This is a genomic window from Streptomyces sp. NPDC059037 (genome assembly GCF_042740015.1).
GTDB lineage: Bacteria > Actinomycetota > Actinomycetes > Streptomycetales > Streptomycetaceae > Streptomyces.
Genome location: NZ_JBHYIG010000074.1, coordinates 20,282 through 33,488, shown reverse-complemented (window position 1 = coordinate 33,488; position 13,207 = coordinate 20,282). Strand labels below are relative to the sequence as shown.

General features: G+C 71.8%; 10 protein-coding genes (1 of these 10 only partly in view). 5 read left to right on the top strand and 5 right to left on the bottom strand.

The window, feature by feature from the left end:
• Positions 1-93 precede the first annotated feature (93 nt).
• Complete coding sequence (locus ACFWY6_RS17765) at positions 94-672, bottom strand: YdeI family protein (RefSeq protein ID WP_384690914.1); 579 nt, start codon at positions 670-672, stop codon at positions 94-96.
• 86 nt (positions 673-758) lie between these two features.
• A complete protein-coding gene (gcl, locus tag ACFWY6_RS17760) occupies positions 759-2,546 on the bottom strand; it encodes a glyoxylate carboligase (RefSeq protein WP_384690924.1) in 1,788 nt (595 codons plus the stop codon).
• A 251-nt stretch (positions 2,547-2,797) separates the two neighbouring features.
• Here gcl and ACFWY6_RS17755 point away from each other — a divergent pair, with 251 nt between their 5' ends.
• The 4 genes from ACFWY6_RS17755 (at position 2,798) to ACFWY6_RS17740 (ending at position 8,785) form a co-directional block, all read left to right on the top strand.
• Complete coding sequence (locus ACFWY6_RS17755) at positions 2,798-5,074, top strand: protein kinase (protein ID WP_384690911.1); 2,277 nt, start codon at positions 2,798-2,800, stop codon at positions 5,072-5,074.
• A gap of 8 nt (positions 5,075-5,082) precedes the next feature.
• Positions 5,083-7,374, top strand: coding sequence for a protein kinase (locus ACFWY6_RS17750; RefSeq protein WP_384690909.1), 2,292 nt, complete (start codon positions 5,083-5,085; stop codon positions 7,372-7,374).
• 78 nt (positions 7,375-7,452) lie between these two features.
• The gene (locus ACFWY6_RS17745) at positions 7,453-8,145 is read left to right on the top strand and encodes a hypothetical protein (RefSeq protein ID WP_384690906.1); all 693 of its coding nucleotides are present in this window, start codon (positions 7,453-7,455) and stop codon (positions 8,143-8,145) included.
• Between the two features lie 100 nt (positions 8,146-8,245).
• Positions 8,246-8,785, top strand: coding sequence for a GNAT family N-acetyltransferase (locus tag ACFWY6_RS17740; protein WP_384690904.1), 540 nt, complete (start codon positions 8,246-8,248; stop codon positions 8,783-8,785).
• On the opposite strand, the gene ACFWY6_RS17735 is transcribed toward ACFWY6_RS17740, so the two are convergent.
• Positions 8,763-10,376: an AMP-binding protein gene (locus ACFWY6_RS17735; protein ID WP_384690901.1), complete on the bottom strand. Its 1,614-nt coding sequence runs from the start codon at positions 10,374-10,376 to the stop codon at positions 8,763-8,765. The two genes, ACFWY6_RS17740 and ACFWY6_RS17735, sit on opposite strands and share 23 nt — an antisense overlap.
• Positions 10,373-12,058, bottom strand: a complete 1,686-nt coding sequence (locus ACFWY6_RS17730; protein WP_384690898.1) for an AMP-binding protein — start codon at positions 12,056-12,058, stop codon at positions 10,373-10,375. The genes ACFWY6_RS17735 and ACFWY6_RS17730 overlap by 4 nt, the downstream gene beginning before the upstream one ends.
• Positions 12,059-12,228: 170 nt before the next feature.
• Between ACFWY6_RS17730 and ACFWY6_RS17725 the strand changes: the two genes are divergently transcribed.
• Positions 12,229-13,026: a response regulator transcription factor gene (locus ACFWY6_RS17725; RefSeq protein ID WP_384690921.1), complete on the top strand. Its 798-nt coding sequence runs from the start codon at positions 12,229-12,231 to the stop codon at positions 13,024-13,026.
• 82 nt (positions 13,027-13,108) lie between these two features.
• On the opposite strand, the gene ACFWY6_RS17720 is transcribed toward ACFWY6_RS17725, so the two are convergent.
• Positions 13,109-13,207 carry the 3' end of a winged helix DNA-binding domain-containing protein gene (locus ACFWY6_RS17720; RefSeq protein WP_384690896.1) on the bottom strand. Its footprint extends 1,239 nt past the window's final position, so the window shows 99 of its 1,338 coding nt (coding positions 1,240-1,338); the start codon falls outside the window, past its right edge; the stop codon is at positions 13,109-13,111.

Below are 13,207 nucleotides of genomic sequence, written 5' to 3'. Positions count from 1 at the left end.
GCGTTTTTTGGGGCCGGGGGGGGCCCCCCGGGGGGGCCCCGGGGAACTGCGCGCTCAGCCACGACGAACCCGCAGTCAGCAACACACGGGCCCTTAACGGACCTTGTCGCCCGCCTCCAGAGTCGCCATCATCCGCTCAAGCCGCGCAGCCCGCGTCGCCGCCTTCTTCGCCGTCATCAGCCGGTGCAGCACCACGTAGCGCTCCGACTTGCTCAGCCCCTCGAAGGTCCTGCGCGCCGCCTCGTTGGCCGCGAGCGCGGCCGTCAGGTCATCCGGCACCGTGGCGGGGGCCTGCGACTCGTATGCGGCCGCCCAGCGGCCGTCTTCCCTCGCCGCCGCCACCTCCGCAAGGCCCGACTCCCGCATACGCCCCGCGGCGGAAAGCTCCGCGACCCGGTCGACGTTCACCTTCGACCACAGGCTGCCCCGCCGGCGAGGCGTGATCTTCTGCAGGTAGTAGACGTCGTCGTACGACTTGCGATGGCCGGTGATCCAACCGAAGCAGAGCGCCGCGTCGTTGACCTCCGCGGCCGTCACCGAGGCCACCCCCGAGCCCTTGTTGGCGAGCTTGACCCAGACGCCCGGAGAGGCGCCGTGGTGCTCGTCCAGCCAGGCCTCCAACTCGGCCCGGTCCGCGCAGGTCATGACCTTCAGATCAGCGAGCGATTCCATCCGCACAACATAAAGGGGCGGTCCACCCCCCACGGGTGAACCGCCCCTGTCAGAGCTCAGAGCTCAGAGCTCAGCGCAGCGTCACATCACACCTTCAGCGGCCGGATGGCCGTGGGCGCGTGGCCCGGCTCCGTGGCCAGCTCCTCGAACTCCTTGACCGCGCTGATGTCGGCCGTGGGGCTCATGGCGATGTTGGTGATGCGCTCCAGGATCGCCTCGACGACGACCGGCACCTGGTGCTCCTGAGCCAGCTTCTTGGCCTGCTCGAAGGCCGCACCCAGCTCGTTCGGGTCGGTGACGCGGATCGCCTTGCAGCCCAGGCCCTCGGCGACCTTGACGTGGTCGACGCCGTAGACGCCCAGCTCGGGGCTGTTCTGGTTCTCGAACTCCAGGTTGACCTGGAAGTTGATCTCCAGGCCGATCTGCGCCTGGCGGATCAGGCCCAGGTAGGCGTTGTTGACCAGGACGTGGACGTACGGGATGCGGTGCTGCGCGCCGACCGCCAGCTCCTCGATCATGAACTGGAAGTCGTAGTCGCCGGAGAGCGCGACGACCGGGGTCTCCGGGTCGGCCTTGGCGACGCCGAGCGCCGCCGGGATGGTCCAGCCGAGGGGGCCCGCCTGGCCGCAGTTGATCCAGTGGCGCGGCTTGTAGACGTGCAGCATCTGGGCGCCCGCGATCTGCGAGAGGCCGATGGTGGTGACGTACCGCGTCTCCGGGCCGAAGGCCTTGTTCATCTCCTCGTAGACGCGCTGCGGCTTCATGGGGATGTCGTCGAAGTGCGTACGGCGCTGCAGCGTCTCCTTGCGCTCCAGGTGGGAGGCGACCCACTCGGAACGGTCGGGGAGCTTGCCGGCGGCCTTGAGCTCCTTGGCGACCTCGACGAAGAGTTCGAGGGCGGCCTTGGCGTCGGATGCGATGCCGTAGTCCGGGGCGAAGATCTTGCCGATCTGGGTCGGCTCGATGTCGACGTGGACGAACTTGCGGCCCTGGGTGTAGACGTCGAGGGCGTAGCCGGTGTGGCGGTTGGCCCAGCGGTTGCCGATGCCCAGGACGAAGTCCGACTCCAGGAACGTGGCGTTGCCGTAGCGGTGGCCGGTCTGCTGGCCGACCATGCCGGCGTTCAGGTCGTGGTCGTCGGGGATGGTGCCCCAGCCCATCAGGGTCGGCACGACCGGGGTGTTGGTGAGCTCGGCGAACTCGACCAGGAGGTCGGATGCGTCGGCGTTGATGATGCCGCCGCCGGCGACGATCAGCGGGCGCTCGGACTCGACCAGGAAGGCGATCGCCTTCTCGATCTGGGCGCGGGTCGCGGACGGCTTGTAGACCGGCAGCGGCTCGTACGTCTCCGGGTCGAACTCGATCTCGGTCTGCTGGACGTCGATGGGCAGGTCGATCAGGACCGGGCCGGGACGGCCGGAGCGCATCAGATGGAAGGCCTGCTGGAAGATGCCGGGGACCTGCGCGGCCTCCAGGACCGTGACGGCCATCTTCGTGACCGACGTGGCGATCGTCGCGATGTCGACGGCCTGGAAGTCCTCCTTGTGGAGCAGGTGCGTCGGCGCCTGGCCCGTGATGCAGAGGATCGGGATGGAGTCACCGGTCGCCGAGTACAGGCCGGTGATCATGTCGGTGCCCGCAGGACCCGACGTGCCGATGCAGACACCGATGTTGCCCGGGTTGGCCCGGGTGTAGCCCTCGGCCATGTGCGAGGCGCCCTCGACGTGGCGGGCGAGCGTGTGGTCGATGCCACCGCCCTCCTTGAGCGCCTTGTAGAAGGGGTTGATCGCGGCGCCCGGCACACCGAACGCGTTGACGACGCCTTCGCGCTTGAGGATCTCAACTGCCGCGCGGGCAGCGGTCATACGAGCCATGGGGTTCTCCTGCTTCGACAACAGCTTCGACAGCTTCGACGGCCTTGCGGCCGCCGGATACGGCTGGCGGTTTCGGCTCCCGTCGCGCCCCGCGGTGAGCTTCTGTTTCCGCATTGTGGAAATTATGTTCTGCTATATGGAAGCAATGTAGGGGGGTGTGACGGAGACCGTCAAGAGACATCCGGGAACCGGGCCGCTCGGCGCCGCGTCCCAGTCGGTGGATTCGGGCCACACCATCGGGGGGGTCGACCGTGGCCGCATCACCGCAACGCTTCGGCTGCTGGACGACCGGACCGCTCCTCGGGCAGGGCGCCATGGGCAGGGTCCATGTCGCGCACGACGGCGCGGGCCGCACGGTCGCCCTCAAGGTCGTGCACCGCTTTCTCGCCGGGGACGAGGAGTTCCGGGCCCGCTTCGCCCGCGAGATCGCCGCCCTGGGCGCGGTCCGCGGCCCGTGGACCGCGGCGCTCGTGGACGCGGACCCCGGCGCCGCCGTGCCCTGGCTCGCCACCGAGTACGTCCCTGGGCCCACGCTCGCCGCGCGGGTGCGCGAGGGCGGTCCGCTCCCGGTGGCCGAGTTACGTTCCCTCGCCGGCGCCCTGGCCGGAGCGCTCAGCACCATCCACCGCGCCGGGCTCGTCCACCGTGACCTCAAGCCGTCGAACGTCCTCCTCTCCCCCGCCGGACCCCGCGTCATCGACTTCGGCATCGCGCGGGCCACCGACGGCACCCGGCTCACCGCGAGCGGAGCCACGCCCGGCACCGCGGGGTACGCGGCCCCGGAGCACCTCACCCAGGGCGTCTCCACGCCCGCCGCCGACGTCTTCTCGCTCGGCGCGGTCCTCTCCTTCGCGGCGACCGGCCGCGCCCCCTTCGGCAGCGGCTCCTCCGACGCGGCCGGCTACCGCACCGTGCACGCCGAGCCGGACCTCGCGGGCGTCCCGGAGGAGCTGCTTCCGCTGATCTCCGCCTGCCTCGCCAAGACCCCGGCGGCCCGGCCCGCCCCGCGCACCGTCGCCCGCATGGCGGGGCTTCCGCTGCCGGGCAGCAGGCGCCGGGCGTTCACGGTGGCGGGCACGCTGCTCGCCGTGGCGGGGGTGGTGGCGGGGCTGCTGCTCGTGCCGGGCGAGGAGAGCGGGAGCGGGGGCGAGAGCGGGGCCGGGGGCTCGGGTTCCGGTTCCGGCTCCGGCTCCGGCTCCGCGGGCGGGGCCCGGCCCGACGGCGACAAGATCCCGAAGCGGCTCGGCAAGGTCACCGAGGCCCTGGGGCCGCGCGGCATGCGGCCCATCGGCGACCCCGTGAGCCCGCTCGGGAACGTACCCCTGGACGGATCGTGGTCCGAGGAGTGGGCCCAGCGGCCCAAGCCGCCGGCCGCCGGTGAAGGCAGCAACACGTCCAAGGACCGGCAGCAGCTGGTCGGCGTCTGGCTCACGGACAAGGCCCTGATCCGCGCGAACGAGGACGCGGTCCGCGCCTTCGAACCGTCCACCGGGAAGGTCCTGTGGACCGCGAAGCCGCCGAAGCCGGGGCTCAAACCGTGCGCGATGTCGCGGACGGCCACCGACGACGGGAGCCGAGGAGCCGTCGTCTACGGCCCCGACCCGGACTTCAAGAAGGGCTGCGACCAGCTGGCCGTGCTCGACCTGGCCAACGGCGACGTCACCTGGTCGAAGTCCCTGGCCGTACGGGATCCGCCCGCGCCCAGGGCCTGGACGCGGGTCGGCATCGCGGGCGACACCGTCGTCGTCCTGTCCGCCGCGGACGAGGCCGGTTACGCGGTCGGCGACGGTGACCGGCGGTGGCGGCGCCCCTACTTCGCCAAGGGCTGCGTACTCCAGACCGCCCTGGTGGGCCGGGCCACCGTCGTCGAATCGGCCACCTGCGGCGACGACGGGCAGCGGCGCGCCCGCGTACGCGAGATCGACGCGAAGGACGGTTCGGTGCGCTGGGCCACCCAGCTTCCCGAGGACGTGACCGGGATGACGCTTGCCACCGCCGAGCCGGTGTCGGCGATGCTCTTCGTCGAGGACTCCAAGGACCTGCCCCTGCAGACCTTCGACGCCAAGGGCCGCCCGGGGAGGCCGCTCGCCAACAAGCAGTCGTTCGGGACCGTCACCACCAGCGGCTTCGGGTCCGCGTTCGACGGGCCGAAGGGCTGGCGTGACGTCGTCGTCACCGAGTACTACAACAAGAAGGGCTTCGGGGTGCTCGCCGTCGACGCGGCCACCGGCAAGGTGCGCTGGCGGCATCCCTACACCGACACGACGAGCGCCATGGTCCTCGGCGTGGACGACCGAGGGGTCCTGGTGGCCGACGGGGACGAGGACAAAGGATTCAGCCGCGAGGTCCGGCTCCAGCGGCTCGACCTGGCCGACGGGGACGTCACGTCCGGGGGCACGATCGGGAACGCCCGCGACTTCGGCGGCGGGGCGACGGTCGTGGTGCACGGCGGCCGGGCCGCCGTGTTCAGCATCCTCGACGAGGACGAGGGCCCGATCGTCATCGGCAGCGCGGACGGCACGGGGTGACCGCGCCGGTGAACGGCCCTGGGGGCGGCGGGCGTTGGGTCGGCGGCTATGAGCTGACGCGGCGGCTCGGCTCGGGCGGCATGGGCGAGGTGTATCTGGGGCGGGACCGCGAGGGGCGGCAGGCCGCCGTCAAACTGGTGCACGCCGAGCTGGCCGACGACCCCGAGTTCCGGGCGCGCTTCCGGCAGGAAGTCGCCGCAGCCGAACGGGTGTTGAGCTACTTCACCGTGCCGGTGGTGGGCGCCGACCCGGAGGGCGATCCGCCGTGGCTCGCCACGAGTTACGTCGACGGACCCTCGCTCGGCGAGGCGCTCGCGCAGGGCGGCCCGCTGCCGCACGACCGGCTCTGCTCGCTGGCCGCCGCGCTCGGCGAGGCGCTCGTCGTCATCCACGGCGCGGGCATCGTGCACCGTGACCTCAAGCCGTCGAACGTACTGCTCACCGACGACGGGCCGCGCGTCATCGACTTCGGCATCGCACGCGCCGCCGACGCCACCGCGCTGACCGGTACGGGCATGATGATCGGCACCTTCGGCTACGCGTCGCCCGAGCAACTCACCGGCTCCGCACCGGTGGAGGCCGCGTCGGACGTCTTCTCGCTCGGCGCGGTTCTCCTCTTCGCGGCGACCGGGCGGCATCCGTTCGGCGAAGGGCCCGGGGCCACGATCGCGTACCGGACCGTGCACGAGGACGCGGACACCGCCGGTGTCACCGGGCCGCTGCTGCCCCTCGTACGCGCATGTCTGGCGAAGGAGCCGGGGCGGCGGCCCACGCCCCGCGAGGTGATCGCGGCGGCGCGGGCCGCGCAGTCGGCCCTCGCACCGTGGGACGGCTCCCCCGAACCGACCTCCTACCGCCTGGCCCCGCCCCCGCCACGGCCCGCTCCCCCGCCGCCGGTGACCCCGCCGCGGCGCCGTCGCCCGTGGTGGCCGCTGGTCGCGGCGGCCGCCGTGCTCGCGGTCCTCGCGGCGGTGTTCGTGCCGCGGCTCCTGGACGACGACGGAGGCGGCACCCCGCAGGGCAAGAAGCCCGGCGGCGGCGCGTCGAGCAGCCCGCCCGCTTCCTCGGCCACGCCCCCGAACGAGAGCGCACGCACAGCGCCCGCCGGACCCGGCAGCGACGTACTCCCCGCGGCGCACGCGGAGGGCGTACGCGAGAAGAAGTGGACGGCCGACGTCTCCGGCAGTGACGACGAGCGCTTCCTGCTCGGCGGCTGGCTGCACCAAGGAACCGCTGCCCGCGTCGACGGGCTCGGCGCGCGGGGATATGACGCGGCAAACGGCGAGGAGCTCTGGACGGTCAAACCCCCCGATGATCTGAGGACTTGCTCGGCGTCGGCGGGCCCGAGCGCGACGTCCGACGGCATCGGCGCCCTCAGCTTCGGCAAGGACCCGAACCGGCAGGCCCAGTGCACACGGGTCGGCGCCGTCGACACCGGCAGCGGAGAACTCCTGTGGCACAAGGACATCGGCGCACCGCACGGCGCGGGGATCACCCTTGGCATGACGGGCCGGACGCTCGTCGCGTCGGGCGAGCGCGGGGTCGTCGGCCTCGACCGCCGCACCGGCAGGGAGCGGTGGCACTACACGGAAGGGGTCGACAACTGCAGCCTGTTCATCGCGACGGTGGGCAGGCGTACGGTCGTCCTCCTCCAGACGTGCTCCGGCGGGGAAGGTGTGGCCACGAGCGCCAACACGGTGCGGGAACTGGACGCCGCCACCGGCGAGGTGCGCTGGACGCACCGGCTGCCGGCCAATGTCACCGAGCCGCGGGTGCTCACCACCGAGCCGGTGGCCGTCTCCCTTGGACGGGGCGGCGACGGCAGCAAGAACTCGCTGCTGGTCCTCGACCTCAAGGGGCGCGCGCACCACGAGGTCGCGAGGCACGGTCCGTACGGCGAACTCGACCTGGTCCGGGGCGAGGACGACGGCTGGATGCTGTCCGAGGGCGGCATCGTGGCCGCGCAGACGAGGGGCCTGTCCGGCAGACAGGCCGAACTCGTCGTGATCGACACGGAATCGGGCAAGGTCCGCTTTCACGAGCCGCTGCCGTTCGGCGGCATGAACCTGCTCTCGCTGGGCGACGGCAAGGTGACCGGCATGGTCGAGTACAGCTCCCCCGACGAACCGACCCACATCGTGCGCTTCGACCTCGACGACGGCTCGACGGACGGGGACGGCACGCTGCCGTACGTGGCGGCCATGGACGGCATCGGCCATGTGGTGGCGGCGAGCGGGCGGCAGGTGGTCGTCTTCGCGTCCAGCTCGAAGTCGCGGATCGGGGCGGTGGGTTTTGGCTGACGTACCGTCAATCTCCTGTCCCTGGAGGCCTCGTTGGTGGACGATGGACGCTCCAGGGGCGGGCGGACGGTGAGGGCGATGACGCAGAGCAGCATGCCGGTGCGGTGCCCCGTCTGCCGGCGCGAGCATCTGTACGCGCCGCCGACGTACGCCTGCGGATGCGGCGCCCCCGTGGTCCTGCCGCTTGCCCGCGGCGCCGCGGTGTCGCCGGTCACGGACCGGACGTGGGCGGACGCGTGGGTGAGCGTGCGCTGCCAGGTGTGCGGGCACCGGGGCCAGTGGCCGCAGCCGGAGCTGGGGTGCGGCTGCGGGGCGGTGCTGCGCATACCGGTGCGTACGCCTCCGACGGCTCCGGCGCACATCCCGCTCCCCCGGACGGCTCCGGCGCCGCGCCCCGCGTTCCAGCCGATCGCCGTCCGTACGGCGCGGGACGTGGTGACGGTGGCCGCGCTGTATCTGCGCTGGCTGGGGTACCGGGACATCCGCGGGGCGGTCGAGCGGGCGCCGTCCGGCGTGCGGGTCGCCGCGGAGGGCGTGATCGCGCTGATAGAGCCATCGGTGCGCCCCCTCTCCCTCCGCGACGTGGAATGCCTGTGGCTGTCCGCCATGGCGGCCACGACGAGCTGCCTCTGCTTCTCCCTGGCCGGCTACGAGGATCCGGCCCACGCCCGCGCGCAGGCGCTGTCGATCCCCCTGTTCCTCATCGACCTCACGGGCACGCCGCAGCCGGTGAATTCACCGGCGGACGAGCTGCTTGCGATGGGGGTGTAGGGCGCCGCAGGGCAATCGGGTGGGGGAGGGAGAAATCCGCCGCGAATCGGCGGGCCAGAAATCCCGCCCCCGGGCACATCGGACCAGGCATAGTCAGCGCATGCGAATCCGCCCCGCCACCCCCGCCGACCTGGCCACGCTCCAAGACATTGAGCGCGCAGCAGGCGAGCCCTTCCGCGCCCTCGGCATGAGGGCCATCGCTGACGACGACCCGCCCACGGTGGAAACCCTGGACCGCTTCCGGCGCGCCGGGAACGCCTGGGTGGCCACCACCCCGGCGCACGGCGCCGCCGGCGCCCCCGTCGCGTACCTCATCAGCGAACCCGTAGACGACGCCGAGCACATCGAGCAGATCTCAGTGCACCCCCGCGCCGCGGGCCACCGCATCGGCCAGGCCCTGATCCAGCACACCGCCGACCGCACCCGCAGGCCCCTCACGCTCACCACGTTCGCGGACGTCCCCTGGAACGCCCCGTACTACGCCCGCATCGGATTCCGCGTGCTCGGCGAGGCCGAACTCACCCCGGGGCTGCGGAAGATCCGCGCCCACGAGGCCGAGCTCGGCCTCGACCGCTGGCCACGGGTGGCCATGCGCCGCGACCTCACCCCCGGGGGAGCTACGCCCCGTACCGCTCCCTGAGTTCGATCTTCCGCACCTTCCCGGACACGGTCATGGGAAACTCCGCCAGGATCCGCAGCGCGGTCGGCACCTTGTAGTGCGCCAACTGCCCGTCGCAGTACGCCCGGAGCTCCTCAAGCGTCAGCGGATCTTCCGCGTCCGCGTCCCGGAGGATGACGCAGGCAAGCGGAACCTCCCCGTACCGCTCGTCGGGAACCCCCACCACCTGGACATCCGCGATCTTCGGGTGGCCGTACAGGAACTCCTCGATCTCGCGCGGGTAGATGTTCTCGCCGCCCCGGATGATCATGTCCTTGATCCGCCCGACGATCTGGACGTAGCCGTCATCGCGCATGACCGCGAGGTCACCCGTATGCATCCAACGCCCCGAGTCGATCACCTCGGCCGTCCGCTCGGGCTCGTCCCAGTAGCCGAGCATCACGCTGTAGCCCCGCGTGCACAGCTCACCGGACCCGCCGCGCGGCAGCGTCACACCACTCACCGGATCGACGACCTTGACCTCGATGTGCGGCAGCACCCGCCCCACGGTGCCGGTGCGCCGCTCCAGGTCGTCCGTGCGCCGCGTCTGCGTCGAGACCGGCGACGTCTCCGTCATGCCGTAACAGATGGAGACCTCCTCCATATGCATCTCGGCGACCACCCGCTTCATCACCTCGACCGGGCAGGGCGAGCCCGCCATGATGCCGGTGCGCAGCGAACTCAGGTCGTACGTCGCGAAGTCGGCGAGGTTCAGCTCCGCGATGAACATGGTCGGCACCCCGTACAGCGAGGTGCAGCGCTCGCGCTCGACGGCGTGCAGCGTGGCGACAGGGTCGAAGGAGGGCGCGGGGATGACGATGCAGGCTCCGTGAGAGGTGGCCCCCAGATTCCCCATGACCATCCCGAAGCAGTGATAGAAGGGCACGGGCAGACACACCCGGTCCTGCTCGGTGTAGCCGACCGTACGCCCCACCCAATAACCATTGTTGAGGATGTTGTGATGGGAGAGGGTGGCCCCCTTGGGAAAGCCGGTGGTGCCGGACGTGTACTGGATATTGACGGGATCGTCGCAACTCAACTCGGCTTCGCGGGCGGCGAGTTCGGCGCCCGAGACGGTGGCCGCCGCATCGAGCAGCACATCCCAGGAACCGTCCTCGATGTAGTGGACGGTTCGCAGGTCGGGGCAGCCAGGCCGCACCTGATCGACGAGCGATCGGTAGTCGCTCGACTTATGGGACTGCGATGCGACCAGGACCGACACCCCGGCCTGCTTGAGCACGTACTCCAACTCATGTGCTCGATAAGCCGGGTTGATGTTGACCATGATGGCGCCGATCCGCGCGGTGGCGTACTGCACGAGCACCCACTCGGCACAGTTCACCGCCCAGATCCCGACCCGGTCCCCCTTGGCGACCCCGCTCCCCATGAACCCGCGCGCCAACTGCTCGACGGCGGCCCCGAATTCGGCGTACGTCCACCGCGTGCCCGCCGCCACGTCCACCAGCGCGTCCCGCTCCGGCCAGGCCTCGACGGCCCGGTCGAGGTTCCGCCCGATCGTGTCACCGAGCAGCGGCGTGGAGCTCACGCCGTGCGCGTACGAGAGCTCACTCACCGGAAGTCCTCCTCGCGGTACTCGGCGTCCGACCCTGCCGCGGTCGCCTCACGCAGCTCGATCCGGCGGATCTTGCCGGAGACGGTCTTGGGCAGCGCACCGAACTCAAGGCGGCGCAGCCGCTTGTAGGGGGCGAGGACCGCACGCGAGTGCTCGAAGAGCAGCTTCGCGGTGTCGGGTCCCGGTTCGTATCCGGCGGCGAGGACGACATACGCCTTGGGCACGGCGAGCCGCACCGCGTCCGGCGCCGGCACGACCGCCGCCTCCGCGACCGCCTCGTGCTCAAGCAGCGCGCTCTCCAGCTCGAACGGCGAGATCTTGTAGTCGGAGGCCTTGAAGACGTCGTCGGCGCGCCCCACGTACGTGATGTAGCCGTCGTCGTCGCGCGAGCCGATGTCACCCGTGCGGTAGTAGCCGCCCGCCATGGCCTCGGCGGTGCGCTCGGGGTCGCCGTTGTAGCCGACCATCAGGCCGACCGGGCTTTCGGCCAGGTCGAGGGAGATCTCGCCCTCCTGCGCGCCGGGTTTGCCGGTGACCGGGTCGAGGAGTTCGACGGCGAAGCCGGGGGTCGGCCGGCCCATGGAGCCCGGTTTCAGTTGCTGGCCGGGCGAGTTGGCGACCTGTACGGCCGTCTCGGTCTGGCCGAAGCCGTCCCGGATGGTGACGCCCCAGTCGCGCCGGACCTGCTCGATGACCTCGGGGTTGAGCGGCTCGCCCGCCGCGACGACCTCGCGCGGCGGGGTGCGCAGCTGGGTCAGGTCCGCCTGGATGAGCATGCGCCACACGGTCGGCGGGGCGCAGAAGGACGTCACGCCCGCGCGGTCCATCTCGGCCATCAGCCGTGCGGCGTCGAAGCGGGTGTAGTTGTGGATGAAGACCGTGGCCTCGGCGTTCCACGGGGCGAAGAGGTTGGACCAGGCGTGCTTGGCCCAGCCCGGCGAGGAGATGTTGAGATGTACGTCGCCGGGCTTGAGGCCGATCCAGTACATGGTCGCCAAATGGCCGATGGGGTACGAGACATGGTTGTGCTCGACCAGCTTGGGGCGGGCCGTCGTGCCCGAGGTGAAGTAGAGCATCAGCGGATCGTCTGCGTGGGTGACGCCGTCGGGCTCGAAGGTCTCCGGGGCGTCGTCGGCACCGTCGTACGAGATCCAGCCGGGGCCGGCACCGCGGCCGACGGCGATGCGTGTGTAGTCGCCGGGTACGTCGTCGAACTTGGCCGTGTCCTCGGGCCGCACGATGACGTGCCGGGCGCGGCCGCGGTCGATGCGGTCGCGCAGGTCGACGGGGCCGAGCAGTGGGGTCGCCGGGATGACGATCGCGCGCAGCTTCATCGCGGCGAGGGCGATCTCCCACAGTTCGGCCTGGTTGCCGAGCATCACGACCACGCGGTCGCCGGCGCGGACGCCTTGCGCGCGCAGCCAGTTGGCGACGCGGCCGGAGCGGGCGGACATCGCAGCGAAGGAGACACGGGTCTCCGTCCCGTCCTCCTCGACGATGTGCAGGGCGGTGTTGTCGTTGTCGCGGGCGATGACGTCGAACCAGTCGAGCGCCCAGTTGAACCGCTGGGGCCGCGGCCAGGTGAAGCCCTCGTAGGCGGCGGCGTAGTCCTCACGATGCCGCAGCAGGAAGTCCCGAGCGGTGCGGAACTGTTCCGTGCCGCCGGTGCCCGTCGTCGTCATTGCGCTCTCCCTCGTCGCCGGTCCGCTGCCCCGCACCTTTGCCGGGCTCATTGCCGGACGCCACTTAACATCGTGTAATTCGTGCTGCGGGTCTCACTACCCCCGGACGGGGGTGTCCGTGCGGTGAAGGGGCGACACGCGTGACGGCTGACGGCGGCGATGCGGTGGAGATGCGGTCCGCCCTGCTGCGGCTGCGGCGGGGCACGGGCCTTCCGGTGGCCTTCGGCGGGCTCCTCGAAGGGCAGCGTCAGGTGCGGATCGGCGAGCTGAGCGGCACGGGGACGCGTGCGCTGTGCGGGCTCGCGGTGTCCGCGGGCCATGGTCTCGGCGGCAAGGCGGTCGCGCTCTCGCGTCCGTGCGCGGTCACGGACTACCACGATTCGCGGCACATCAGCCATGAGTACGACGGTGCCGTCGCCGCGGAGGGGCTGCGCTCGGTCCTCGCGGTGCCGGTGGTGGTGCGCCGCCGGGTGCGGGGCGTGCTGTACGGCGCCCTGCGTACCGCCCAGCCGCTGGGCGACCGGACCCTGTCGGCGGCGGTGGCCGCGGCGCGGGACGTGGAGCAGGCCCTTGTCGTACGCGACGAGGTGCGCCAGCTCCTGGTGACGGCGCGGGAGCCGGTGGCAGGGCCCGCCGCCTGGGAACAGGTCCGCGAGGCGCACAGCGCACTGCGCGGCCTGGCCCCCCGCGTCCTGGACCCGGCGCTGCGCGAGGAACTCCTCGCGGTATGCGGCCGCTTGGCCGCGGCGGCGGCCCCCTTTCCCGAACGCGACGTGTCCCTCGCCCCTCGCGAGGTGGACGTCCTGACGTGCGTGGCGGGCGGCCTGACGAACGCGAGGACGGCGGAGCGCCTTGGGCTGCGCCCGGAGACGGTCAAGGGCTACTTGCGGGCGGCCATGCGGAAGCTGGGCGCGCATACGCGGTTGGAGGCGGTGGTGGCGGCGCGGCGGGCGGGGCTGCTGCCGTGAGCCACCTGGCCCCACCGGCTCCTCGCCCAGTTCCTCTCCTCACCCGACTCTTCACCCCTCGATCACAGTCCCGAAGCGGATGTCATAAGAGGGGGCGGCGGCGGGCGCCCCCCCCCCCCCGCGCCCCCCCCCCCCCACCCCCCCCCCCCCCCCCCCCCCCCCCCCCCCCCCCCCCCCCACG

What these genes read in the sequence shown, in the direction of transcription:
- ACFWY6_RS17745 (WP_384690906.1), top strand. Translation starts at nt 7,453, where the DNA reads ATGACGCAGAGCAGCATGCCGGTGCGGTGCCCCGTCTGCCGGCGCGAG.
- ACFWY6_RS17730 (WP_384690898.1), bottom strand. Translation starts at nt 12,058, where the DNA reads ATGACGACGACGGGCACCGGCGGCACGGAACAGTTCCGCACCGCTCGG.
- ACFWY6_RS17725 (WP_384690921.1), top strand. Translation starts at nt 12,229, where the DNA reads ATGCGGTCCGCCCTGCTGCGGCTGCGGCGGGGCACGGGCCTTCCGGTG.
- gcl (WP_384690924.1), bottom strand. Translation starts at nt 2,546, where the DNA reads ATGGCTCGTATGACCGCTGCCCGCGCGGCAGTTGAGATCCTCAAGCGC.
- ACFWY6_RS17740 (WP_384690904.1), top strand. Translation starts at nt 8,246, where the DNA reads ATGCGAATCCGCCCCGCCACCCCCGCCGACCTGGCCACGCTCCAAGAC.
- ACFWY6_RS17765 (WP_384690914.1), bottom strand. Translation starts at nt 672, where the DNA reads ATGGAATCGCTCGCTGATCTGAAGGTCATGACCTGCGCGGACCGGGCC.